We start from the raw sequence: 22,230 nt of genomic DNA, 5'->3' as shown, positions 1-22,230 counted from the left end.
TCCTTAGAACCGCCACCAGGCGGCCACGAATGGCCCACCCGCGGCGCCGGTGTTGCGGCCCATGACAGGCTGCTGATAGCCCACCTGCCACTGGCTGCCGCCCGGCGCGGTGTACAGCGTGGACAGCTGCAGCTTGGTGAGGTCGTAGTTGGTGCCGGTGGCGACGAAGCCGGAATCGCCAGGTGTCGAGCCAACGACAAACGCGTCGTTACGACCGTTACCCAGGCCCTGGATCACGTTGACTTCGCCGAGCAGCAACCAGCTCGGGGTCAGGCTCAGGCCGGTGGATGCATCCACCCGCACTTCGTCGGAAGCGGCACTGCCGCGCAAGCGCACCGCGCCCCCCAGATCGACGTAGCCGTTGCGCCCGCCCAGCGTGTAACCACGCCCACGGCTGTAACGCAGCTCCAGGCCGTAGTCGCCGAGGCCGAGCGCGGGGTCGCGCCCAGGATTGTTTGGGTGATAGGTTTTGCTACGCCCGTAGGCCGGGAGACTGACCAAGGCCTGCACCGCGCTACGCCAGACGTCGTCGGCCGCGCTTGGCAGTGCGTAGCGCAGGCCGATCTCCTGATCGGCAAAGCCGGTCGTGCTGCGGCGTGCCCGCCCGGGCGCACCGTTCACCGGTTCGTCGTTGTTGAAGCCGACTTCGGTGAAATAGAAATTGCCGATCACGCTCAGCGTATCGCTCAGACCATGCTCGACATACACATTGAGCTGGTCCTGGCGGCTGCGTCCGTTGTTGCCGAAATCACCGCGGTGATGGGCGTCGTCGAACCAGCCGGTGCCATCGCTATGCAGCGCCTTGACGATCACCAGGGTGTCGCCCTGCGGCTGGGTCCAGGCACCGGCCAAGGCCGTACCCGGCACGGCAGCCATCAGGCAGCTCAACGCGAGCGCCGACAGCGCAGCCACCGGCGCGCGACACATGGTGGACTCAAGAGAAGGGGGCAAGGCAACCGAACTGGACTGCAGCGCGGCGGCGCATGGCTGACGTACCCGCAGCTGCGGGTCGTTGTGTAAGGACATTGCACGATTCCTGATGGGGGACCCGGAAGGGACAGGAAGCTAGTGATTGATCACACTTCGAGGCGAAACGTATCACAGTTAAGTTCCGCCACCCATCACCGATTTATCACAAATTTAACGCGAGCGGACTCATCTGTTTTGCAACAATCTCGGCACCTGGGCGGCCGCATGGGTCCAGATCGCCAGCCAGACGCCAAGCCGGGTGAACCGCCCGCGCCGGCCCGCCTCGAACTTGCGGAAATAGCGCCACAGGCCGCGGTGCTTATGCCACTCGACAAAGAACGGCCGCGAACGACTGGACACGCCGCGCACATGCAGGACCTGCAGATCGTTGGCCACCGCCACCAGCGCGCCGGCCTGACGCGCACGTCGGCACAGGTCCAGGTCTTCGGCGTGCAGCCGGTAGCCGCCATCCCAGCCGTCGAGTCGGTCGAACAGGCTGCGTTGCATCAGCATCAAGGCGCCGGAAATGGCGTCCACCACCTGCAAGGTCGCAGATGGATCGGCCGGCACCGCCAGCTGGGCGGCAGCGCGCGGTGCGCGCAGCATCGCCGCAAAATCCGGATCGCGACGGCGCACGGCGGCATCCGGCTGCCCCTGCTCGTCTACCTGCTCCACGCCCAACAGCACCGCCGCGTGCCCGGCCGCGCGCGCGCACAGCTGCGCCAATGTGTCGCGTTCGACCATCAGGTCCGGGTTGATGAAGACCAGCCAGGGCGCCTGCGAGTCGCGCGCGCCCTGGTTGCAGGCGGTCGCAAAGCCCGGGTTGTCCGGATTGGCGATGAAGTGCAGCCGCGCATCGGCCAACGCATGCCGCTGCACGACCTCCAGCGTATCGTCGCTGGACGCGTTGTCGACCACCCGGATCTCGCTGATGCCCTCTGCCGCGCGCAGCCGCAACAGGCATGCATCGATGGTGCTGCTGCTCTGATAGGTGACGACGACGGCGGCAATCTGGACGGGAGTCATCCGGCCATTATCCGGCGCCGGGGCAGCGCAACGCCATCGGGCGTGTGCCGGCGCCGATCTGGCGGCTGGCAGCCGCAGCAGGCATACTGCGCGCCCGGAGCCGCCCAGCGGCTTTGCGCAGGCGCCGCCCACGGCGCACCCCACATTCAGTATCGAGATGACGGCCAGCGACCTTTCGGTGTTGCGCTGCCTTTTCATTCCCTGCAACGCAACCGCCTGATGGTGGGCGCGCCGCAACGACGGCCTGGCAGCGCCGTCCATGTTGTCGCCGGCGCGCGCGCCGGGTGCGCCCCTTCGACACCGATTGGCTGGTCTATACCACTGGACGGCTCAACATTGCCGGATCCGCGCGCATGAGCACCTCGCATCAGGTGCACGGCATGGGCCTGGAGTTGGCGCTGCCGGACTGGCCGGTGTTGACCGCCGACGAAATCCATCGCGTGCTGCAGCACTTTCCCGCTCCTGGCGGTGGCGAACTGATTCGCTGGCATAGTGCGCGCCCGTTTTCCGCCGCCGCCTGCGTGGACACCGCCAACGGCACGGTCATCGTCAAGCGGCATCACCGCAGCGTGCGCAATGTCGCTGCGGTGCGCGAAGAGCACCGGTTCATGGCGCATCTGCGCTGGGCCGGGGCACCGGTGGTCGAGGTGCTGCACGATGCCGCGGGCCGCACCGCCCTGGCCGATGCGGACTGGGTCTACGAAGTGCAGCGCGCGGGTCTCGGCCAGGACCTGTACCGGGATGCCTTGTCGTGGACGCCCTTTACCTCCGCCACGCACGCGTGGGCGGCAGGTGCCGCGCTGGCCCGCCTGCACCTGGCAGCGCAGGGATTCGATGCGCCGCCACGCCAAAGCAGCGTGCTGGTGGCCAACCTGGCCCTGTTCGCGCAGGCCGACCCGATCCGGGCGGTGGAACAGGCATTGCTGTCGCGCCCCGGCCTGGCCGCCGATTTTCAGGACCGGCCCTGGCGCCGCGACCTGACCGACCACCTGCTGCCCTGGCACGCCCGGGCATGGCCGGTGCTGTCGGCGCCCGGTGCCCTGCCGCCGCTGTGGACGCATGGCGACTGGCATGCCTCCAACCTGCTGTGGCGCACGCATGACGATGGGGCCATCGCGGTCAGTGCGGTGTTCGACTTCGGCCTGTGCGACCGCAGCTTTGCGATGTTCGACCTGGCCACGGCAATCGAACGCACTCTGATCCCATGGTTGAACCTGGATGCAGGGCAGCGCGCGCAGCCGCAGCTGGAGCAACTCGACGCCTTGCTGGACGGCTACGCCCGGCACTGCGCGCTGGACGCCGCGCAGCTAAGGCAGCTGGCCGCCTTGCTGCCGATCGTGCATGCCGACTTCGCACTGAGCGAGATCGACTACTTCGCCGGCATCACCCGCTCGGCCGACAACGCCGACATCGCCTACCACCGTTACCTGCTCGGCCATGCGGACTGGTTTGCCAGCGCCGATGGCCAGTGTCTGCTCGATCACCTGCGCGCACGCGCGCGCCGGTTGCCATGAGCGTTCTTCCTTCTCCTTTTCGAGCCCTGCGCATGCACCTGTCCGCCCCCCTGCCCCACCGCCGCCCGCTTGCGCTTGCACTTGCGCTGTGCGTCGCCACGCCTGCACTCGCGCAGCAACACCCCGGTGCCGAGGCGGTCGAACTGGATGCGGTCAACGTGCGTGGCGAACACGCCGACGCCAGCACGGCCTTGACCGGCTTCGGCGCCACGCGGCTGCTGGATGCCCCGGCCTCGATCGCGGTGATCGATCGCCAGCAATTGCTCGACCGTCAGGCTCGCGTGCTCAGCGAGGTATTGCGTGCCGATGCCTCCGCCGGCGATGCCTATGCACCGATCGGCTACTACGAAAATTTCGTCGTGCGCGGCTATTCGCTCAACGCCGCCAACAGTTACCGCATCAATGGCCTGAGCGCAGTGGGCGAACAATCCATCGCACTGGAAAACAAGCAGCAGGTGCAGATCCTCAAGGGCCTGGCCGGGCTGCAATCGGGTGTCAACGAACCGGCCGGGCTGATCGACTACCGCACCAAGCGGCCCGAGCACGTGCGCAGCGTGACCCTGGGCACCGACGAACAAGGCTCGCGCTATGTCGCCGCCGACCTGGGCGACTGGTTCGGTGCCGAGCGCAGCCTGGGCCTGCGCGTCAACGCAGCGCGCGAAGACATCAACAGCTATGTCGAGCACGCCGACGGCTATCGCAATTTCCTGTCGCTGGCCGGCGACTGGAAGATCAGCCCGCAATCGCTGCTGCAGCTGGATGTGGAGTATCAGCATCGGCAGCAACGCTCGGTGCCGGGTTATCAGCTCCTGGACGGCACCCAGGTGCCGCGCGCTATCGATGTGCATCGCCTGCTCGGCTACCAGCCGTGGTCGCGGCCGGTGGAGATGGATTCGCTCAATGCGCAGCTGCGCTACGCCTACCAGTTCAACGACGACTGGCGCGCTACCGCTGAAGCGTCACGCAGCCGCTCGGTGATCAACGATTTCTCCGCGTTCGCCTGGGGCTGTTATGGCGCGGCCAGTTGCGCCGACAGCGTCACCCCGAACTTCTTCAGCGCGCAAGGCGAGTACGACGTCTACGACTACCGCAGCCCCGACGACACCCGCGTGCACGATCAACTGCGCGCCACGCTGGAAGGCCGTGTGCTCACCGGCGCGCTGGATCACCGCCTGAGCATCGGCGGCGACTGGCTACGCCGCACCATCGATCGTTTCGGTTCGGTCAACGAATTCGTCGGCAGCGGCAGCATCGACCGCGACCCCGCAGTGTTTGCACAGACCGACGTCGCCCTGGACCCGAAGCAACGCCGCCTGGACAGCCGTCAACGTGCGTTGGTATTGGCCGACCGGATCGGTCTTGGGTCGCAATGGGAGCTGTCGCTGGGCGCGCGTTACGTGCGCCTGGACGAGCGCAGCTTCGACCGCGATGGCGTGCTGGAGCGACGCACGCGCAAGGACACGCTGCTGCCGCAGGCCGCGCTGCTGTTCAAACCGCAGCAGCAGGTATCGCTGTACGCCAGCTACGCCAAGAGCCTGGCCGCCGGCGGTACCGCCCCGTGGTTTGCCGACAACGCCGATGAGATCCTGCCCCCGACCAATGCCTACCAGCTGGAGACCGGCGCCAAATTCGAGCTCGACAGCCTGCGTCTGGGCGCGGCGCTGTTCGACATCCGCCAGGCCTACCAGTTCACCCAGCCGCAGGCCGATGGCGGCCTGCGCTATGTGCAACAGGGCCGCCTGCACAACCGCGGCCTGGAGTTGTCGGCCGATGGCGCGGCCACCGCGCAGCTGCGCATCTTCGCCAGCGTCGCGGCGATCCGCGCACGCGCCGAAGACACCGACATTGCCGAGTACGAAGGCCACCAGGCCATCAACGTGCCCAAGCTGCGCGCCAGCCTGCAGGCCGACTACAGCGTGCCCGGCATCGATGGCCTGGCGCTGCTGGCAGGCATGCGATACAGCGGGCGCAAGTTCGCCGACCGGCTCGGCAACGCCAGCGTGCAGGCCTACACCGTGGCCAACCTGGGCGCACGTTACGCCACTGCACTGGGCGGGCTGGCCACCACCTGGCGCTTGAACGTGGACAACGTGTTCGACAAGCGCTACTGGCGCGATAGCGGCGAATACCAGGGCGATGCGTACCTGTTCCCGGGTGCGCCGCGTACGGCGCGTCTGACCGTGCAGGTGGACTTCTAAACGCGGCCGATGCGGCCATGCGATCCGCTGACGCATGAGCTGCACGGGTTACGCGACAGCGGTGCTGCGCGGGCCGAGTGCGCTGCAGGTATCGGCTACAGGCAGTGAACGCGCTCGGCCTGCTCGCACGGTCGCGTTGAACTGTTCTGCGTCCCAGCCCCCGATCCATCGCCCATCAGACATCCTCCCCAGACCTTCCATGTCATTGCTCGAATCCATCGCCGTCGTGATCAACCTGCTCGGTGTCTGGCTGACCGCGCGGCGCATTCGATGGTGCTGGCCGGTCGGCATCGTGGCGGTGGCGCTGTATGCCTGGCTGTTCTACCAGTGGAAGCTGTACTCGGACATGTTGCTGCAAGGCGTCTACGTGCTGACCCAGCTGTACGGCTGGTGGCAGTGGCAGCGCGGGATGGCCGCGCGCGCACGCATTCGCCCGTTGCCGATGCCGCAGGCGGAGCTGTGGATCTCGCTGTGCAGCGGCGCCGTGTTCGCCACCGCGCTCGGTGCCTACATGCATCACCGTACCGATGCCGCACTGCCGTGGCTGGACGCGGCGCTGGCCAGCTTCAGCCTGGTCGCCAGCGTCTGGGCCGCACGCAAACGCATTGCCAACTGGATACTGTGGATCGTGCTCGATTGCGTCTACGTGGGCGTGTTCGTCAGCAAGGGGCTGTACCCCACCGCACTGCTGTATGCAGGCTTCGTGCTGCTGGCGCTGTATGGATGGCGCAGCTGGAAAACCCAACAGCAGCAGAACCCGGCCGGCCTTGCCTGAGCCGCCTGCGGTTTGCGGGCGCGTTCTTCTTTACCATCGCAACATGCATCTCTTTCATCACACTGTCTTGCACATGCGCGGCTTCCGTCATCGGTGGATCGCCGCATGAGCGTGTCGCGCCAACACGCCATCACCGAAATCGTCTCGTCGCAGATCGCCGCCGGCGAATGGGGCCCCGATCAGCGCCTGCCGGTGGAGCGCGAGCTTGCCGAACGCTTCGGCTGCACCCGCATCACCTTGCGTGAGGCCCTGCAGCAACTGGAAGCGCAGGGCCGCATCTATCGCGAGAACCGGCGCGGCTGGTTCGTCAGCGCGCCGCGCGTGCGCTACGACCCCACCAGCATCGCCGGCTTCATGCAGTACGTGGCGGCGCAAGGACGCAGACCGCGCACCGAGCTGTTGAGTGCCACCCGTCAGGCAGCGGGGGCCGCCTACGCGGCGGCGCTACGGCTGGAGACGCCGTACGAGCAGGTCTTCGTGCTGCAACGCCGGCGCTGGATCGACCGCCGCGCGGTACTGCTGGAAACCAACGTGGTGCTGGCCGCCTGGGCACCGGGCCTGCTGGAGCACGACCTGGCCGGCTCGCTGTCGAGCGTGTTCAACCAGAAACTCGGGCTGTTCCTGAGCCGCGCGCAATTGTCGATGCATCCGGCCGGGCTGGACGCCACGCAAGCCCTGTTGCTGCAGTCCACCACCGGCACACCCTGCTTCCGGCTGCAGCGGATCAGCTTCGCCGAAGACGACCGCGCGGTGGAGCTGGATATCGAATCCTGGCGCCACGATGCACTGGATGTGGTGGTACGGACCGAGGCACCGATGCGGTCGGCTTCTTGAGCGGCTAACAAGACTACGTCACGTCAGTCACTGCACTGCGGCCTGGCTGCAGGGGCCCTTGCCCGCCCACCATCGCAGGACACGCTGCAAGTACGTCCTTGTAAGCTCTTACGCGACGGTGGGCGGGCAAGGACCCGTCAAGATGGTCGGTGTGCATGTTTTCAACAAAGCAACCGACTCACTCTCTGGTGCGGTGCCCTCGCCGATTGCGGGACCGTGTGGCGGCATGGATGCCGCCACCGAGCCCCCACGGACGGGTTCACGGCGTGTCTCGCGAGCGCTGAGGGCACCGCGCCCTCGACCCACTCGGCGTTTGACCTGGACGTCCGATAGCATCCACCAACATACGGCCGACAAAGCCACTTCACTCAGCGCACGGCGAGCAGTCGTCAGGTTGCATAGGACAGCGCTCAGGAACTGCACTGTAGGAGTCCACCGAACACCTGCTGCGCCCGCCTGACGGTGAGCATGCCGCGTTAGCAGCTGTTCTACGCGTCAAATAGCCTGCGTTGTGGATCCGGCGGCGGTAAATCGGCTAGCAGCTGCGAGAGTTGATCGCGCTGCGCGCGCAGCGGGTCGTGCATCAGGAAGTTGGCCAGGCGTGCGTGCCAGGCCGGCCAGCGTGTGGCCAGTGCATCCATGTCGCCATCGGCGGGGCGGCCTTCGTGCGGCGAGGCGACGAAGGCGGTGTCGCACAGTACGTTGCGCCAGCCCAGCCCAGCCATGCGCAGGCTCAGATCGACCAGTGCCGCATACCAAGAGCCATAGCTGCTGGCATCCAGGCCGCCGGCCTTGCGCCGTGCGCTGCCGCGCAGCAGCACCGCGTGGCCGATTGCCGACGGCAGTTCCGGATGCAGTGGCGGCATCGCTGCACATGCAGCGGCAAGCCGCTCCGGCGCGGCGGGCATCGGATTGAGTTCGCCCAGGCGTGGCCAGCTGCAGGCTTCGCCCACATTGCTCCACGGGGTGGCGGTGGCGATCGCCGCATCGCGCGCAAAGCAGGCGTTGAGCTGATTCAACCACCCCGGCAGCGGGCAGGCATCCACACCCAACACCACCACATCGGCATCGCCGCAGCCGCTGAGCATTTCATCCAGATGCGCCACCTCGCCGAGCATGCGCTGGCGGCGGGTGTGATGCGCCTGCAACGGCGTGCGCGCCAACCAATGTTCAATCACGGCACGGCCGCGCGGGCCGGCCTGCGCATCGTCGGCCAGCCACACCCGCGTACCGGCGGGCGTGGCTGCATCCAATGCGCCTAAACAAGCGTCAAGTCGATGCTCATCCAAACCAACGCTCATTAGAACAATAGGCAAAGCCTCAACCATTACTCAGCCTAGAAAAGGAGCAAAATAATACAATATTAAAATAAATTGATTACAAATTACCCAGGGATTTGCTTCGTGCATGTAATAGTAGCTATCACTACATAACCGCCCGCCGAGCCGTTGGGCTGATACCAAATAAGATTAGTTAAAGGGCATAATTTATCTGCCACTTGCGGAGTATTTGCTCCAAGCCAACCATCAAAATAGGCACGCATTCTTGCATACCCAATAGCATCAATTCGGGCGGTCTCATAGCGCGGACCAGATGCTTCCCCATTGTAAGTCACACTAAACGGAACAGCCTGGGCACTCGTTACAAAAAAACCGGAAAAAACAGAAACTGCTAGCACAGATTTAATTAAAAATTTTGAGCTACTCTTGTTCATATTAAATCCTAAGTTGGCCTATTATTTCCAACAGCAACTAATGATCAGAAATACCACCTCCTTTTAACGAGCATCAATCCTTCTCAATCGGTTTCATAGCATTGAATTTTTGACCGTATTCATCCGTCAAATCTCGCGCATCTTGAGGGTTACGCACTATAGATGGCGTAATTAGAACAATAACTTCCCTACGATTCCTATTCTGTGTCTTGCGTCCAAAAAGAGACCCTACAACTGGTAGCTTGCTCAGAAAGGGTAGGCCGTCACTGCCATCTGAAGTCGTGTCATCAATTAAACCAGCCAGCATGATTGTATCTCCATTCTGAACAGCTGCCTCGGTCTTGACACGCCGAGTATTAATGTCCACGTTACAGGCAGCACTGTTCACAGTGGTGGTTGCTGCAGCGGTGCATGCAGCAGGACGTGCACCTGGTGTACTAACCTCCTGAACAATATCCAGGAAAACCATACCATCTTTGGTTACGCGCGGACGCACCTTTAAAATAACACCAGTATCAATATATTGCACAGAAGAAAAACTACTATCACTACCTAGCCCAGTGTTGATCGATGTCGAATTGATAGGAATACGGGACCCAACATTGAGCGTAGCCTCGGCATTGTTCCGTACAAAAACCGAAGGAGTTTGAAGAAGACGCAAATTCGTGACCCGATCCAATGCGCTAATTATCGCGGCCGCGTTTTTCCCTAAGAAAGTCCACGCAAGACCATTATTTGTAACGCTCCCAGATACATCCCCCCAAATACCTCTTCCCACAGCGGGTGCCAACCCAGCGCCGCCACTACCATCTGCATTTATAGGCGCATTTACTGCATTCTCGAAATACCAGTTAACACCGTATTCCAGCTGGCCAGTCAGGGTTACTTCTGCAATCTGCGCTTCGATATGAACCTGCATCGGCATTACATCGAGCTTTTCAATTACATCACGAATAGAGCTCCACGCCTGAGCGCTTGCGCGCACGAGCAAGGTATTGGTCTCAGCGACTGCCGAAACACCAACTTTGTCGCCCTCCACCTCCAGCGTGACGCTAGCGTTCTGGTTGGTACTAGGCTGTAGCTGAAGCATGCCACTGCCGCTACTTCCGCCGAAGCTCCCTGACGTACCCGACTGATTCGAACCATTACTCGTGCCACCTATATCTCCACCAGTGGTACCACTACTACTTCCAAGACTTTCATCCCGATCAGCCCCGCCACTGTTATTACCTAACATATTCACAACACCGCCCGGCACCAAAGAAGGACCGCTATTACCGCCATTGCCACGCCCGCCGAACACCTCAGACAACCGATCGGCCAGATCCTTGGCCTTGATGTATTTCAACTCGTACGAAAACAGCCGCACGCCGCCACCGGCGCTGTCGATGCGGTCCAGCCATTGCTGGATCTGGTCCAGATAGCGCGGCTGCGGGGTGATCACCAGCACCGCGTTGGCGTTTTCCAGCGGCATGAAACGGAACATGCCGGCGCTGGGTGTCTTGCTCTGTTCGCCGAACACCTTCTCCAGATCGGCGGAGACCTTTTCGGCCTTGCCGGACTGGATCGGGAACACGCCCACCGACATGCCCGACAGCCAGTCCACGTCGAAGATCTGCACGGTGCGCAGGTAGTTTTCCAGCTCGGCGCGGGTGCCGCCCAGGGTGATCACGTTGCGCGAGGGATCGGTGCCGACGATGGCGTTCGGGCGAGCGTACGGCTCCAGCACCTTCTTCATTTCGCTGGCGGAGATGAACTTCAACGGCACCACGCGCACTTCGAAACCGCGCGCGGCAGACGGCGATGCGGTGCTGGGCGCGACAGTGCCGGCCAGCGCCTGGTCGGCCGGCACGATGTTGTAGCGGCCACCGCTGAACACCATGCGTGCGTTGTTCCAGCCCAGCACCATTTCCAGCAGGTTCAAGGCCTGCGCCGGCGAGACCGGATTGGGCGTGGCCAGGGTCACGGTGCCCTGCACGCCGGGGGCAATGACGTAGTTCTGCCCGAGCATGTCGCCCAGGATCGCCTTGACCACCGCCTGCACCGATTCGCCTTCGAAGTTGAAGGTGGCGCTGCCGCTGCTGGCCATGCCCAGCGTCGGCGCCGGCGCGCCCGCCGCGCTCTGGTTGATCATGGTGCCGCTGCCACGCCGGATCACCGGGGTGGGCTTGGCGCTGGCATTGCCCTCGGCGCGTTGCTCGGCGCCGGTCTGGGTGGCGCCGGCAGCGCCGACTTGCGGGTCCAGGCGCGCGTTTCGGCGCACGTCCGGCGGCGGAGTGGTGGCGCAACCGGCCAGCAGGCCGATCAGCAGGGACACGGGAAACAGGCGCTGCGTCATGCGTTCACTCATTGGGTCTGACCGGGGGTAGAGCCGCTCTGGCGCTGCTGTTGCAGCTGGCGGCGTCGGGCTTCGATACGTTCGCGGATGGCGCGCATCTGATCATCGGAGGGGCGTGGGGCTTCCTGGGCGCCATCGCTACGCTGCGGCGGCGCCGTCGGCGGTGCCTGCCCACCGGGCTGCTGGGGCGGCGTGGCGGGCTGGGTCTGCGGCGGCTGCGCCGGCGCGACCGCGGCGGCATCGGGCGACGGTAACGGCGGGATGGCGCCGCCAACGCCGCGCGCGCCCGCATTGGCGGTGGGCGGTTGCCCGCCCAGGCCGTTGAACACGTGCAGCTCCAGTGTCTGCGTGCCGCCGGGGCCTTCGATGGTTGCGCTGCGCGGCTGCAGGGCAAGCAGGCGCCAGCCCTTGACCGCCTCGCCGCCCAGTTGCACCCGCACCGAATCCTGCGGGTCCAGCGTCAGCGTGGCCATCTTGAAGTTGTCCGTCAGCAGCACGCCGGTCAGGCGCACCGTCGAGGCGGCGCTGCTGCCCTCGTTACCGGACAGGAAGAACGGATGCGGCAGGCGGTCTTCGGCGAAGGCCGGATGCGCGGCGATCTCCGAATACTTTTCGAACGCGCCCAGCCGTTCCGGTGCCGGTGCCGGCAGGGTGGGCAGGCGCTGCACCAGTGCCGGGTCGTCCGGCAGCAGCTCCACGCGCTTGCCCAGCCCGGCCACGGCCAGCACGCACACCAGCAGTGCCCAGCCGACCACGGTGGCCAGCAGCCAGGTGCGCAGTCCGATCATGTCAAGGCGCATTGCTGGCCTCCGCGGCGTCGGCTGCGGTGGGCGCCGCGTCGGTGTTCAACGGCGCGGCGCTGGCGCCGGGGCGCAGGTAGCCGGCCAGTTCGAAGGCGATATCCAGGCCGTTGCCGCTTTCGTTGGGCGAGAGTTGATAGCGCTGCGCCATCACGTTGAGGTTGTCCACGAACAGGCGCGGGGTGCCGTTTTCCAGGCTGTACAACACCGAGGCCAGCTCCGGGGTGCCGCAGCGCAGGCGCACCTGCACCGCGACGCGGGTGAAGCGGTCCTTGCTTTCCGGCTGCAGCGGCGAGCGGTTGCTGATCGCGCAGCTGCGGTTGCCGGGGCTGGCTTCCACCACGGCGCGTTCCAGCCGCTGCACCAGGCCGGCCGACGCCAGTTCGGCCGAGGTTTCCGGCAGGAAGCCCGGGCGGCTTTGCAGCGTCTGGCGCGCCTGGCGTAGCCGTTTGCTGACTTCCGGTGCCTGCTGCAGCTGCACGCGCACGCGCAGCTCGCGCTCGCGCAGCGCCTGCAGGTCGTCCTGCACTGCGATCATCGGCTGGGTGAACCAGGGGTGCACCAGCACCAGATAGGCCACGCCGATCACCAGCAACAGCAGGCCCAAAGCGATCCAACGATCGCGCTTAACGCTGCGTGGCATCGGCCGCCTCCTTGGCATCGGGGCCGGCCAGTTCGGCGGTGATGGTGAAGCGGTCGACGTTGCGACCGGCATCGCTCTGCAGCACGCCGGTCAGCGAGGGCGTGCGCCACAGCGGCGAGCCTTCCAGGCGCCGCACCAGCGAGGAGGCTTCGTTGCTCAAACCGATCAACTGCAGTTGCCCGCCTTCGACCGAGAATTTTTCCAGATAGGTGCCGCCCGGCAGACGCCGACTCAGCTCGTCCCAGATTTCCACCGAGGTGGGGCGGGTGGCGCGCTGCTGCTGGAAGAAGCTGGCCCCTTCGACCAGATCCAGCAATTGCTGGCGTTCGGCGGCGACCTGTCGCGCGCGCGCGGCGTTGGCCTGCACCTTGGCACGCAAGTCGTCGGCGGCCTGGCGGCGGTTGTCCAGCAGCAGCCAGCCGGCCACGGCCAGCAGCACCAGTGCGGCGGCAGCGAGCAGCAGATTCCAGCGCTGCATCGGGTCGCTGCGCCGCAGCCGCCGCGCCGGCGGCAGCAGGTTCACGCCCAAGGGCAGGCCCTGCGCGTCGGCGACATCGATGCCGGACAGGGCGCTGGCCCATGCGTCGGGCACGCCGGCCGGGCCATCGATCATGCGCCGCGGCACCACCACCAGTTCGGCATCGAGCTGGCCGTCTTCGCGCACATCCAGCACGCGCGCATCGAAGTACACCTGGTCGGCAGTGAACGGGGTTTGCCGGTCGATCTCGAAGCGCGCCACATCCTGCAGCCGCGCCGCCGCCGCCGCGGGCAGGCGCAACGGACGACGCAAGGCATGCGCGGCCGGCAGCAGCCAATGCCGTGGCAGGCCTTCCAGCGCGGTCGGCAGCAAGGCATGGACTTCCTGCGGCTGCACCGGCCACGGCAGGCTGGCGATGGCCTCGCTGCTGTGATCGCGCTGACGCAGCAACTGCAGCGCAGATCCGTCGGGCTGCAACAACAGCCGCGACGGCGACAGGCCCAACTGCCATTGCCAGCGCTGCGGCAGCCAGGCCAGCAGCGATTGTTGCCACCAACGCCAGAAGCCTCCGGCTCCCGGCATGGCGCGTACGCCGATACGACCCAAGGTGTCCCGCCATGCGGTCATTGCACTGCTGCTCCCTCTTCCCAACGCAACACGGTATACGCCGACCCGGGTAATGCGGACGCACTGGTGGAGACGACCGCCCGCAACACAGCCTCGCGTCCCTGACTCAGTCGCGCCCGGCTCTCGATACTATAAGTGTCCGACCCACCGACCGTCGCCTCGCTGCCCGGCAAACCCGGCGGCGCGTCACGCTGGGCCAGCAGTTGCCGCGCATCCAGGCCCATCGCGGTCAGCACCGGGCCCGGCGCAAAGCGCGCTTCGGGACGCGAGCGGCCGCTGTACAGGGTGAGGTTGGGCAACAGCTTGCGATACAGCTCGCCATCCATTCCCAGCACCAGGCGCAACTCGCCCAGCGTTTCGAACGGGCCGTCCTTGGCGCCGTACGGCAATCCGGCATCGGCATAATCGCGGTCTTCCGCGCCACCGCCCGGCTGGCTGAGCGAGTCGCCATCGCGCCAGTCGACGATCGCACCGGCAATGCGGGTATCGCGGCCCTGTTCGCCACCGACCGCGCGTACCAGGCCGGCCAGCAGCGCGGGCTCGGCCATGTTCAAGTCCACCTTGCCGCTTTCGTCGGTAATGCGGATCTCCACCGTGGCATCGTCCATCTGCCAACGATAGCGCCGGCCGTCCGCACGCCAGCGTGCCTGGGTGTCGGTGCTTTGCAGGCGGGACAATGCGTATTCCAGCCCGGAGCGCGCGTACTCCTGCGCCTGCGCGCCGTTGCGCAGCATGCTGCCCTGCAGCGCTTCCACCCGCGCGGTCAGCGCGAATGCGCCGATCATCGCGGTGAGCAGCGCAATCAGCCATAGCACCAACACCAGTGCGGCACCGCGCATCGCGCTCATTGCCCCGCTCCCGGGTTGCTGGATTGCGGCAAGGCCACCACCAGCGGCGGCCAGGCGGCACCGCCGCTACGGATCTCGATGCGCACCAGCAGCGGCAGACGGTCGTGCCATTCCCACTGCGGCAACCACGCGCTCAGGCGGCCACTCTGCGGATCCATGCCGCGATACCGAAAGCTCACCTGCTGCACGTCTTCGGCAAGTGTTTCCGGCGGCAGCGTGGCGCCCTCTTCGATCGACTTGCCCGATTGCAGCATGGTCAACGCGATCCGCAGCGTGCGCTGTTCGCCTTCGCCGGCCACCGACAGGTCATGCAGGTACGGCCCGCCGCGGCCCAGGTAATCCGGCACATCGGCGGCAAAACGCATGCGCTGCGGCTCGCCGATGAACAGCATCGGCTGCTGGCTCTGCGGGTCGATGCCCATCGCGATCGGCAGTGCCGCCGCCAGCCGCCGGCGCAGGAACTCTTCCACCGCACGCACGCGTTCGCTGCGCTGGGCGATCGCCTCGCCGCGCTGGCTCACCGCACTGGCAGAGCGCAAGGTGGCAAATGCCAATGCCAGCCCGCCGACCAGCAACATCGTCGCCAGCAATACTTCGATCAAGGTGAAACCGGCACTGCGCGAGCGACTCATGGCGCGCTGCCCGGCTGCGCCGCAGCCACCAGCCGCAAGGTGCGCCACTGCAGCACCTGATTGGGCTGCTCGCCCCAGCGCACCACCAGGGTCAGCTGCAGCAACGTGTGCGCGCCGGGGGATACCGGCGCCTGCGGATTGCGTCGTGGCTCGTCGTACGGGCGCACATCCATCGACCAGCGGAAATGCCCGTCTTCGAACGTGCCTTGCTGCTGCTCGGGCACCAGCGGCTTGTCCATGCCCTGCGCCGCCAGCAACGACTGCGCATGCAAGGTGGCGCGCGTGCTCTCGTCGGCCGCGCGCACCTGACGCGCGGCACCGGACAGCGATCCCAGCAACAGGCTCAACGCCAGCGCCAGCAACGCAAAGGCGACGATCACCTCGATCAGGCTGTAACCGCGCTGTCGCTTCATGGCGCCGGCGTCCGCAACTGCCCGGAACGCACTTCGCCGGTGATCCAGCCCACATCCACACGCCAGGTCGCGTCCTTGACGCGCAGATCGATGCGCCCGCCGGTGGAGGCGCCATCGGGGAAGAACTGAATGGCGCCCTGATCCTGCCGCGACTGCACCTGCCGCGCGCCGGTGAAGCGCACTTCCAGCGACGACGGCAGATCGCCGTGATGGCCGCCGGGCGCTTCCCAGCGGCGCTGCTGCGGGTCGATCAGAAAGCGCTGCGGCGTGCCGGTGGCAATCGCCTGGGTACGCGTATAGCGCAGCTGCGAGGCGATCGCCTTGCCTGCAGTGCGCAGGCGCATGCCGTCGATCCCGCCGTTGAGCGCTGCGGCGGCCAATACGCCGGCCATCGCGATCAGGGCGATCACCAGCAACATCTCCAGCAACGAACTGCCACGCGTGCGTGTACGACCAGGGCCGACCACTCCATGCGGATGACGCAACGGCTGACACGCAACGCGCATGACGAACGGCTTATTGGTACTTGATGTCCGCGTCGTAACTGCTGCCGCCGGGGCGGCCGTCCTTGCCCAGGCTGATCAGATCGAACGGCTGGCCATCGCCGGGCACGCGGTATTCGATGGTGTGACCCCACGGGTCGTTCAATTCGACCGGCTTGGCGTACGGGCCGAGCCAGCCGCTGCTGCCGCCCGGCTGGGTCACCAGATCATCGAGCTTGCTCGGCAACTTTCCGGTGTCGAGCTGGAAATTCTCGATCTTGCCGGCCAGGGTCTGGATCTGCGACTTGGCCAGATTGGCCTTGCCGCGATCGGCACCACCGAGCACCCGGCTACCGACCAGGGTGAGCACCGCGCCGATCAGCACGATGACGATGATGATTTCCAGCAGGCTCATGCCGGCCTGGCCTGCACGCGATGGACTACGGGTGATGGAGCGCTTGATCATGAACGATTTCCTTGCACGTCGATGAAGGTTGCTGCCGCCAGAAGATGACACGGCGGGCGTTGCAATGGTTCCCGCACGCATGTCGCGCGGTCGCCGGGAAGTTGTTGAGAATCCGACGCCACGTTATCCGATGGCATTGGTCAGGTCATACAGCGGTACCAGCACGGAAATGATGACAAGCCCCACCACCGAGGCCAGCACCAGCGTGATCAACGGCACCAGCGCGGCCAGCGCGCGGTCGATGGCCTGCGCGGTTTCGAGCTCGAAGGTGTCGGCAGTCTTGAGCAGCATCGTGTCCAGGGCGCCCGATTCTTCGCCGACCTGGATCATCTGCAGGGCCAGCCGCGGGAAGCGCTTGCCGCGTGCCAGCGACATCGCCAGGCCATGGCCGTTCTTGACGTCGTCGGCCGCGGCGTCGACATCCTCGACCAGCGCCAGGTTGGACATCACGTTGCGCGCAATGCCGATTGCCGCCAGCAACGGCACGCCGTTGCGCAGCAAGGTGCCCAGGGTCCGCGTCAGCCGTGCGGTTTCCAGACGCGCGATCAGGCTGCCGACCACTTTCTGCCGCAGCAACCACTCGTCCAGCGCGGCACGGAACGCGGCATTGCGGCGTTTGCGATCCAGCCACAACCCCAGCACGCCCGGCACCACGATCAGCACCAGCCACCAGTCGCGCACCAGCAGGCCCACGCTCAACACCGCCTGGGTGAACCACGGCAAGGCCACATCCAGGCTTTCGTACATCTGCGCGAACTGCGGCACCACATAGCCAAGCAGGAACAGCAACGCGCAGCCGACCACCGCCAGCAGGATCGCCGGATAGATCAATGCGTTGATCACCTTGCCGCGCAGCGCACGGCTGCGCTCCAGGTAATCGGCCAGGCGCTGCAGCGTGTCCTGCATGCTGCCGCCGGCTTCGCCCGCGCGCACCATGTTGATGTAGAGCTTGGAAAACAGCCCGTGCTGGCGTTCCAGTGCCGAGGACAGCGGCGCGCCGCCACGCACGGTGTCGCGTACATCGCCGATCACGCGCCGGCTTTTGTCGTCTTCGGGCAGATCCATCAGGATCGACAACGCGCGATCCAGCGGCTGGCCGGCACCGATCAGCGTGGACAGCTGCTGGGTGAACTGCACCAGCGCAGCGTTGTCGAACGGCTTCTTGCGCAACAGCATGCGCAGCGACGGCGAGTCGTTTTCGCCAGTCGCCAGGCGCGTTTCCACCGGCAGGTGGCCCTGCTCCTGCAGGCGCAGCGCGACGTCCGCGTCGCTGGCCGCTTCCATCTGGCCATCTAGCATTTCGCCATGGGCGTCGAGCGCTTTGTAGCGGTACAGGGGCATCAGGCGGGAAGGCCGGGATTGGGGAATCGGGAATCGGGAATCGGTAAAAGTGCGATGCCGCGCTGCGTTGGCGCGACTGGGCGCAGCCGTGCGCGTGCGCGGCGCATTGCCGGGACCTTGCTCTGCTTATCTTCCGATCCTGAGCATCCGATGCTCGCTGTGGCTCCGTTGACTCTCACGCATCCTCCGTAACGCGCAGCACTTCTTCGATGGTGGTTTCGCCGCGCAAGGCCTTGGACAGGCCGTCCTCGTACATGGTGCGCATGCCGGCCTTGCGGGCCAGTTGTTCGATCTCGCCCATGCCGGCGCGGCGCATCACCGCGCGCCGCAACTCGTCGTTCATCACCAGGAATTCGACGATGGTGGTGCGGCCAAGATAACCGGTCGGCGCAGCGGCCGACGCGCGCGGGCGGTACAGATAGATCTCGCCGTCCGGTTGCAGCCGGCGCAGGTTGAAGCGTTCGACCTCTTCCGGCGATGCCAGGTAGCGCTCGGCGTTGGCCAGGTCGAGCTTGCGCACCAGGCGCTGCGCCAGAATGCCGTTGATGGTGGAGGTGAGCAGATAGTCTTCCACGCCCATGTCGAGCAGACGGGTGATGCCGCCGGCCGCGTTGTTGGTGTGCAGCGTGGACAGCACCAGATGGCCGGTGAGCGCGGACTGGATCGCGATGCGCGCGGTTTCCAGATCGCGCATTTCGCCGATCATGATGATGTCCGGATCCTGACGCACGATGCTGCGCAACGCGTTGGCAAAATCCAGCCCGATCTGCGGCTTGGCCTGGATCTGGTTGATGCCTTCGATCTGGTATTCCACCGGGTCTTCGACAGTGATGATTTTCACGTCCGAGGTGTTGAGCTGGCTCAACGCGGTGTACAGCGTGGTGGTCTTGCCCGAACCGGTCGGGCCGGTCACCAGCATGATGCCGTGCGGTTGCTCCAGCACCTTGCGAAACTGCGGCAGAAACTCTTCGGTGAAGCCGAGCTTGTAGAAGTCGAACACCACCGTTTCGCGATCGAGCAGGCGCATCACCACGCTCTCGCCGTGCGCGGTGGGCACGGTGCTGACACGCAGATCCAGCTCCTTGCCCTGCACGCGCAGCATGATGCGGCCGTCCTGCGGCAGCCGGCGTTCGGCGATGTTGAGCTTGGCCATGATCTTGATGCGGCTGATCACCGCAGCGGTGAGCTTGGCCGGCGGGCTTTCGCCTTCCACCAGCACGCCGTCCACGCGGTAACGCACCTTGAGCCGGCTTTCGAACGGTTCGATATGGATGTCCGATGCGCGCAGTTCCACCGCGTGCTGGATCACCAGATTCACCAGCCGGATCACCGGCGCTTCGGACGCCAGGTCGCGCAGCGCTTCGATATCGTCGCTGCTGTTGGCATCGCCATCGGCGGTTTCCACGATGGTGCCCATCGCGCTACGGCCCTGGCCGTACCAGCGTTCGATCAGATCGTCGATTTCCGAGCGCAGACCGACCTGCAGCAACAGCGGGCAGCCGGTCGCAAGCCGCACCGCATCGATCGCGTAATCGTCGTAGGGATCGGCGATCCACAACTCAAGCCGGCCATCGCGTTCGCCGACCGGGCATAGATGAAATTGTTTGAGGAAGCGCAGCGACAGTCCCTGCACTTCCGGCAGCATTTCCGGTGGGGTATCGCCGAGCTGGCGTGCATCCACCAGCGGCAGACCCAGCACATCGGCGCAGGTCTCCGCATGATCGCGTTCGGATACCAGGCCCAGACGGCCCAGCAAGGCCAGCAGGCCCATACCGGATTCGGTCTGCAACTGGCGCGCGCGCAGCAGATCGGTGTCTTTCAGACGACGGCGTTCAAGCAGCGCTTCGACGATGCGTGTCTCCGCACTGCGATGCTCAATTGGATCGACGGCAACCGCGTTCACACTCGTCTCCACTGGTCCGGCGCCGACTGTAGCAGTTTGCCGCGACGATCAACCGCACGCATCTGCATCGTCCTGAAAAACGATGCCCCCGGTGATTGGCCGGGGGCATCGGTCACACTATGGGACGGCTTACTGTCGTGCGACGAGCGTCAGCTTCGCGTAGTCGGCAGCGCCCACCAACTTGATGTAGTAGGTGCCTGCCTTGGGGGCGGTGAAACGCACGGTTTCGCTGTTACCCGGGCGGGTCGACTTGGCGTCGTAACTGGTCGCGCCGGGTTCGGCTTCATAGCTGACGTACACCGACACATCGCCGGTGCCGCCGTAGGTCATGAAGCTGAGCACGGCACCGGCCTTGGCCTGGAAACTGTACAGCGTGGAGCTGCCACCGGCACCGCTCAGGCCGGTCAGCGGAGCCTTGTTGGTCAGGGCGATCGCGGTCGGCGCGCAGCTCTGGGTGGCCGGATCGCAGGGCTCCACCAGCACCGCTTCCAATGCGGCCTTGGCATCGACGATGCCGCTGCCGATCGGGGTGCTGGCCGGCGGCGTCACCGGGAAGCGGCGGCTGGTCTGCTTGAGCAGGGCTTCCACTGCGGCCGGGGTCAGCGGGCCATCGCCAAGACCGATCGCCGCGCTCTGCACCAGGGCGACGACACCGGCCACGTGCGGCGATGCCATCGAGGTGCCACCCAAGCCCATGTAGGTATAGCTTCCCGAGGTCGGCGTGGTCGCACCGGTGTAGCCGGCCTGCCAGATGTAACCGCCCGGATTGCCGTCCACGCTGCCGCCGCCGCCCGGACCGGACAGGTCGACCTTGCTGCCGTAGTTGGAGTAGTAGGTGATGCCGCCGGTGATGCGCGTGGCACCCACGGTGATGGTGTTGTTGCAGCTGGCGGGCGAATGGTTGGCCGCATCTTCGCCGCTGTTGCCGGCCGCCACCACCACCGTGGTGCCGCGCGCGACCGCGCCGTTGATCGCCAGCTGGGTGGCCGAATCGCAGGGCTCGCCGCCGCCCAGGCTCATGTTGATCACCTCGGCCGGGTTGGTATTGGCCGGTACGCCGGCGACCGTGCCGCCGGACGCCCACACGATCGCATCGGCGATGTCGGAGGTGTAGCCGCCGCAGCGGCCGAGCACGCGCACCGGCAGGATGGTCGCCTTGGGTGCTACGCCAGCCATGCCTACGCCGTTATTGGTCGCCTCGGCCACGGTGCCCGAAACGTGGGTGCCGTGCCAGGAACTTTCCTGTGCCACCGAGCCGTCATAGCAGACGTTGTCGGCCTCTTCCCAGTCACCGTAATCCAGCGCGCCCGGCACGCGGGCATCGGTGGGACGACGCGAGACTTCGGCATCGGTGATGAAGTCGTAACCCTGCAGCAGGTTGCCGGCAAAGTCGGGATGGCCCGGCAGGATGCCGGTATCCAGCACTGCCACCACCACGCCCGCGCCCTGCGACAGGTCCCATGCGGCCGGCGCATTGATGCCGCCGTTGGGGTTGCTCAGATGCCACTGGTATTGGGCGTACAGCGGGTCGTTGGGCACCAGTTGCGGGGTCACGTCGGTGGCGGCAACGCTCTTCTTGATCTCGACCGGGCGCAGCATGCGATCGATCTGCACGTCGGCCACGGACGGGTCGTTCTTGAGCTCGACCACCACCTTGTCCACCTGTGCGGTAGTCAGCGTGCTGGACAGCTTGATCAGGTCCGAGCCGATGCCGAGCTTGCGCACATACGTCGCCTTGGCGGCGGCTGCGCTGCTGCGTGCGCCGGTGCTGGCACCGACACGGCCGACTGCGGCCTGCACCGCACTCAGCTTGCTGGCGCGATCGGTCGCAGCAGCAGTGTTGTCCTTGTAGCGCACGATCAGGCGGCTACTGAACGCAGCGCCGGCCGATGCTGCCTGGGTCGGTTCCTTGACCAGCAGTTTCGGGGCAGCAGCGAGCGTGCCCGATGCACCCAGGGCCATCATCAAGATGGCGCCGGTCAGCGGGGAGAGACGGAAATTCTTGTCGATCACGGTGAAGTCCTCTTCGTGTTTTTCGTCGATCAGCTTGGAGCGGCTTCCGAACTGCGGCGCAACTGCGGTGCAGCGCGCTGCGTTCGATCAGCCACTCCTGGTAAGGCCATCACTCCATCGAATCCGTTGGCCGGCCCAGCCACGGTCCTTGCCCGCCCCCTCAGGCCTTGCTCTGGCGCGGCGGCGCACGGTGGCGCCGCCGCGTGTCATGCAGCA

20 protein-coding genes are annotated in these 22,230 nt (G+C 65.7%); 4 read left to right on the top strand and 16 right to left on the bottom strand.

Annotated elements, in window-relative coordinates; all coding sequences use genetic code 11:
• Positions 1–3 precede the first annotated feature (3 nt).
• Entirely contained in the window at positions 4–1,026 is a 1,023-nt protein-coding gene (locus tag FHT08_RS01700; protein ID WP_166774105.1) for a hypothetical protein, read from the bottom strand.
• Positions 1,027–1,155: 129 nt separating this feature from the next.
• Positions 1,156–1,995 carry a glycosyltransferase family 2 protein gene (locus tag FHT08_RS01695; RefSeq protein WP_166774103.1) on the bottom strand — a complete coding sequence of 280 codons (840 nt, stop codon included), beginning with the start codon at positions 1,993–1,995 and terminating at the stop codon, positions 1,156–1,158.
• 353 nt (positions 1,996–2,348) lie between these two features.
• On the opposite strand from FHT08_RS01695, the gene FHT08_RS01690 reads away from it, so the two are divergent.
• The 4 genes from FHT08_RS01690 (at position 2,349) to FHT08_RS01675 (ending at position 7,316) form a co-directional block, all read left to right on the top strand.
• A complete protein-coding gene (locus FHT08_RS01690) occupies positions 2,349–3,509 on the top strand; it encodes a phosphotransferase (RefSeq protein WP_166774101.1) in 1,161 nt (386 codons plus the stop codon).
• A gap of 32 nt (positions 3,510–3,541) precedes the next feature.
• Positions 3,542–5,707 (top strand): TonB-dependent receptor, encoded by a 2,166-nt coding sequence (locus FHT08_RS01685; RefSeq protein WP_166774099.1) that lies wholly within the window; start codon positions 3,542–3,544, stop codon positions 5,705–5,707.
• A 199-nt stretch (positions 5,708–5,906) separates the two neighbouring features.
• Complete coding sequence (gene pnuC / locus FHT08_RS01680) at positions 5,907–6,482, top strand: nicotinamide riboside transporter PnuC (RefSeq protein WP_104607609.1); 576 nt, start codon at positions 5,907–5,909, stop codon at positions 6,480–6,482.
• 105 nt (positions 6,483–6,587) lie between these two features.
• Entirely contained in the window at positions 6,588–7,316 is a 729-nt protein-coding gene (locus tag FHT08_RS01675) for a UTRA domain-containing protein (RefSeq protein WP_166774097.1), read from the top strand.
• A 488-nt stretch (positions 7,317–7,804) separates the two neighbouring features.
• Here FHT08_RS01675 and FHT08_RS01670 read toward each other — a convergent pair whose 3' ends face one another.
• From FHT08_RS01670 to FHT08_RS01605, 14 genes are all read right to left on the bottom strand, one after another.
• Positions 7,805–8,644, bottom strand: coding sequence for a glycosyltransferase (locus tag FHT08_RS01670; protein ID WP_166774096.1), 840 nt, complete (start codon positions 8,642–8,644; stop codon positions 7,805–7,807).
• Between the two features lie 56 nt (positions 8,645–8,700).
• Entirely contained in the window at positions 8,701–9,030 is a 330-nt protein-coding gene (locus FHT08_RS01665) for a hypothetical protein (RefSeq protein ID WP_139051641.1), read from the bottom strand.
• Between the two features lie 73 nt (positions 9,031–9,103).
• Entirely contained in the window at positions 9,104–11,380 is a 2,277-nt protein-coding gene (gene gspD / locus FHT08_RS01660) for a type II secretion system secretin GspD (RefSeq protein ID WP_166774095.1), read from the bottom strand.
• Positions 11,377–12,168 (bottom strand): type II secretion system protein XpsN, encoded by a 792-nt coding sequence (xpsN, locus tag FHT08_RS01655; protein WP_166774093.1) that lies wholly within the window; start codon positions 12,166–12,168, stop codon positions 11,377–11,379. The genes gspD and xpsN overlap by 4 nt, the downstream gene beginning before the upstream one ends.
• Positions 12,158–12,811, bottom strand: coding sequence for a type II secretion system protein GspM (gspM, locus tag FHT08_RS01650; RefSeq protein ID WP_104536302.1), 654 nt, complete (start codon positions 12,809–12,811; stop codon positions 12,158–12,160). The genes xpsN and gspM overlap by 11 nt, the downstream gene beginning before the upstream one ends.
• Positions 12,795–13,916, bottom strand: coding sequence for a PilN domain-containing protein (locus tag FHT08_RS01645; protein ID WP_166774091.1), 1,122 nt, complete (start codon positions 13,914–13,916; stop codon positions 12,795–12,797). Before FHT08_RS01645 ends, gspM begins: the two co-directional genes overlap by 17 nt.
• On the bottom strand, positions 13,913–14,764 hold the full coding sequence (locus FHT08_RS01640) for a type II secretion system protein GspK (protein WP_166774090.1): 852 nt from the start codon (positions 14,762–14,764) through the stop codon (positions 13,913–13,915). Before FHT08_RS01640 ends, FHT08_RS01645 begins: the two co-directional genes overlap by 4 nt.
• Positions 14,761–15,396 carry a type II secretion system protein J gene (locus tag FHT08_RS01635; RefSeq protein ID WP_104536304.1) on the bottom strand — a complete coding sequence of 212 codons (636 nt, stop codon included), beginning with the start codon at positions 15,394–15,396 and terminating at the stop codon, positions 14,761–14,763. The genes FHT08_RS01640 and FHT08_RS01635 overlap by 4 nt, the downstream gene beginning before the upstream one ends.
• The gene (locus FHT08_RS01630; protein ID WP_046344331.1) at positions 15,393–15,809 is read right to left on the bottom strand and encodes a prepilin-type N-terminal cleavage/methylation domain-containing protein; all 417 of its coding nucleotides are present in this window, start codon (positions 15,807–15,809) and stop codon (positions 15,393–15,395) included. Before FHT08_RS01630 ends, FHT08_RS01635 begins: the two co-directional genes overlap by 4 nt.
• Positions 15,806–16,315 carry a GspH/FimT family pseudopilin gene (locus FHT08_RS01625; RefSeq protein ID WP_046344332.1) on the bottom strand — a complete coding sequence of 170 codons (510 nt, stop codon included), beginning with the start codon at positions 16,313–16,315 and terminating at the stop codon, positions 15,806–15,808. The genes FHT08_RS01630 and FHT08_RS01625 overlap by 4 nt, the downstream gene beginning before the upstream one ends.
• Positions 16,316–16,325: 10 nt before the next feature.
• Positions 16,326–16,757 (bottom strand): type II secretion system major pseudopilin GspG, encoded by a 432-nt coding sequence (gene gspG / locus FHT08_RS01620; protein WP_104536305.1) that lies wholly within the window; start codon positions 16,755–16,757, stop codon positions 16,326–16,328.
• 123 nt (positions 16,758–16,880) lie between these two features.
• Positions 16,881–18,098: a type II secretion system F family protein gene (locus tag FHT08_RS01615; RefSeq protein ID WP_039510376.1), complete on the bottom strand. Its 1,218-nt coding sequence runs from the start codon at positions 18,096–18,098 to the stop codon at positions 16,881–16,883.
• 175 nt (positions 18,099–18,273) lie between these two features.
• Entirely contained in the window at positions 18,274–20,001 is a 1,728-nt protein-coding gene (gene gspE / locus FHT08_RS01610; RefSeq protein WP_024939119.1) for a type II secretion system ATPase GspE, read from the bottom strand.
• A gap of 129 nt (positions 20,002–20,130) precedes the next feature.
• On the bottom strand, positions 20,131–22,014 hold the full coding sequence (locus tag FHT08_RS01605) for a diffusible signal factor-reguated S8 family serine peptidase (RefSeq protein ID WP_104536308.1): 1,884 nt from the start codon (positions 22,012–22,014) through the stop codon (positions 20,131–20,133).
• Positions 22,015–22,230: the final 216 nt, after the last annotated feature.

The organism is Xanthomonas sp. CFBP 8151, assembly GCF_011761885.1.
GTDB classification, from domain to species: Bacteria; Pseudomonadota; Gammaproteobacteria; order Xanthomonadales; family Xanthomonadaceae; genus Xanthomonas; species Xanthomonas arboricola_B.
Note: the sequence above shows the minus strand (reverse complement) of the source record. Positions and strands in the feature narration are given on the sequence as shown.

Coding starts and splice junctions, on each gene's coding strand:
- FHT08_RS01615 (WP_039510376.1), bottom strand. CDS start 18,098: ATGCCCCTGTACCGCTACAAAGCGCTCGACGCCCATGGCGAAATGCTA.
- pnuC (WP_104607609.1), top strand. CDS start 5,907: ATGTCATTGCTCGAATCCATCGCCGTCGTGATCAACCTGCTCGGTGTC.
- FHT08_RS01630 (WP_046344331.1), bottom strand. CDS start 15,809: ATGAAGCGACAGCGCGGTTACAGCCTGATCGAGGTGATCGTCGCCTTT.
- FHT08_RS01690 (WP_166774101.1), top strand. CDS start 2,349: ATGAGCACCTCGCATCAGGTGCACGGCATGGGCCTGGAGTTGGCGCTG.
- gspD (WP_166774095.1), bottom strand. CDS start 11,380: ATGAGTGAACGCATGACGCAGCGCCTGTTTCCCGTGTCCCTGCTGATC.
- gspG (WP_104536305.1), bottom strand. CDS start 16,757: ATGATCAAGCGCTCCATCACCCGTAGTCCATCGCGTGCAGGCCAGGCC.
- FHT08_RS01645 (WP_166774091.1), bottom strand. CDS start 13,916: ATGACCGCATGGCGGGACACCTTGGGTCGTATCGGCGTACGCGCCATG.
- FHT08_RS01640 (WP_166774090.1), bottom strand. CDS start 14,764: ATGAGCGCGATGCGCGGTGCCGCACTGGTGTTGGTGCTATGGCTGATT.
- gspM (WP_104536302.1), bottom strand. CDS start 12,811: ATGCCACGCAGCGTTAAGCGCGATCGTTGGATCGCTTTGGGCCTGCTG.
- FHT08_RS01685 (WP_166774099.1), top strand. CDS start 3,542: ATGCACCTGTCCGCCCCCCTGCCCCACCGCCGCCCGCTTGCGCTTGCA.
- FHT08_RS01695 (WP_166774103.1), bottom strand. CDS start 1,995: ATGACTCCCGTCCAGATTGCCGCCGTCGTCGTCACCTATCAGAGCAGC.
- FHT08_RS01635 (WP_104536304.1), bottom strand. CDS start 15,396: ATGAGTCGCTCGCGCAGTGCCGGTTTCACCTTGATCGAAGTATTGCTG.
- FHT08_RS01675 (WP_166774097.1), top strand. CDS start 6,588: ATGAGCGTGTCGCGCCAACACGCCATCACCGAAATCGTCTCGTCGCAG.
- FHT08_RS01700 (WP_166774105.1), bottom strand. CDS start 1,026: ATGTCCTTACACAACGACCCGCAGCTGCGGGTACGTCAGCCATGCGCC.
- xpsN (WP_166774093.1), bottom strand. CDS start 12,168: ATGCGCCTTGACATGATCGGACTGCGCACCTGGCTGCTGGCCACCGTG.
- FHT08_RS01665 (WP_139051641.1), bottom strand. CDS start 9,030: ATGAACAAGAGTAGCTCAAAATTTTTAATTAAATCTGTGCTAGCAGTT.
- FHT08_RS01625 (WP_046344332.1), bottom strand. CDS start 16,315: ATGCGCGTTGCGTGTCAGCCGTTGCGTCATCCGCATGGAGTGGTCGGC.
- FHT08_RS01670 (WP_166774096.1), bottom strand. CDS start 8,644: ATGGTTGAGGCTTTGCCTATTGTTCTAATGAGCGTTGGTTTGGATGAG.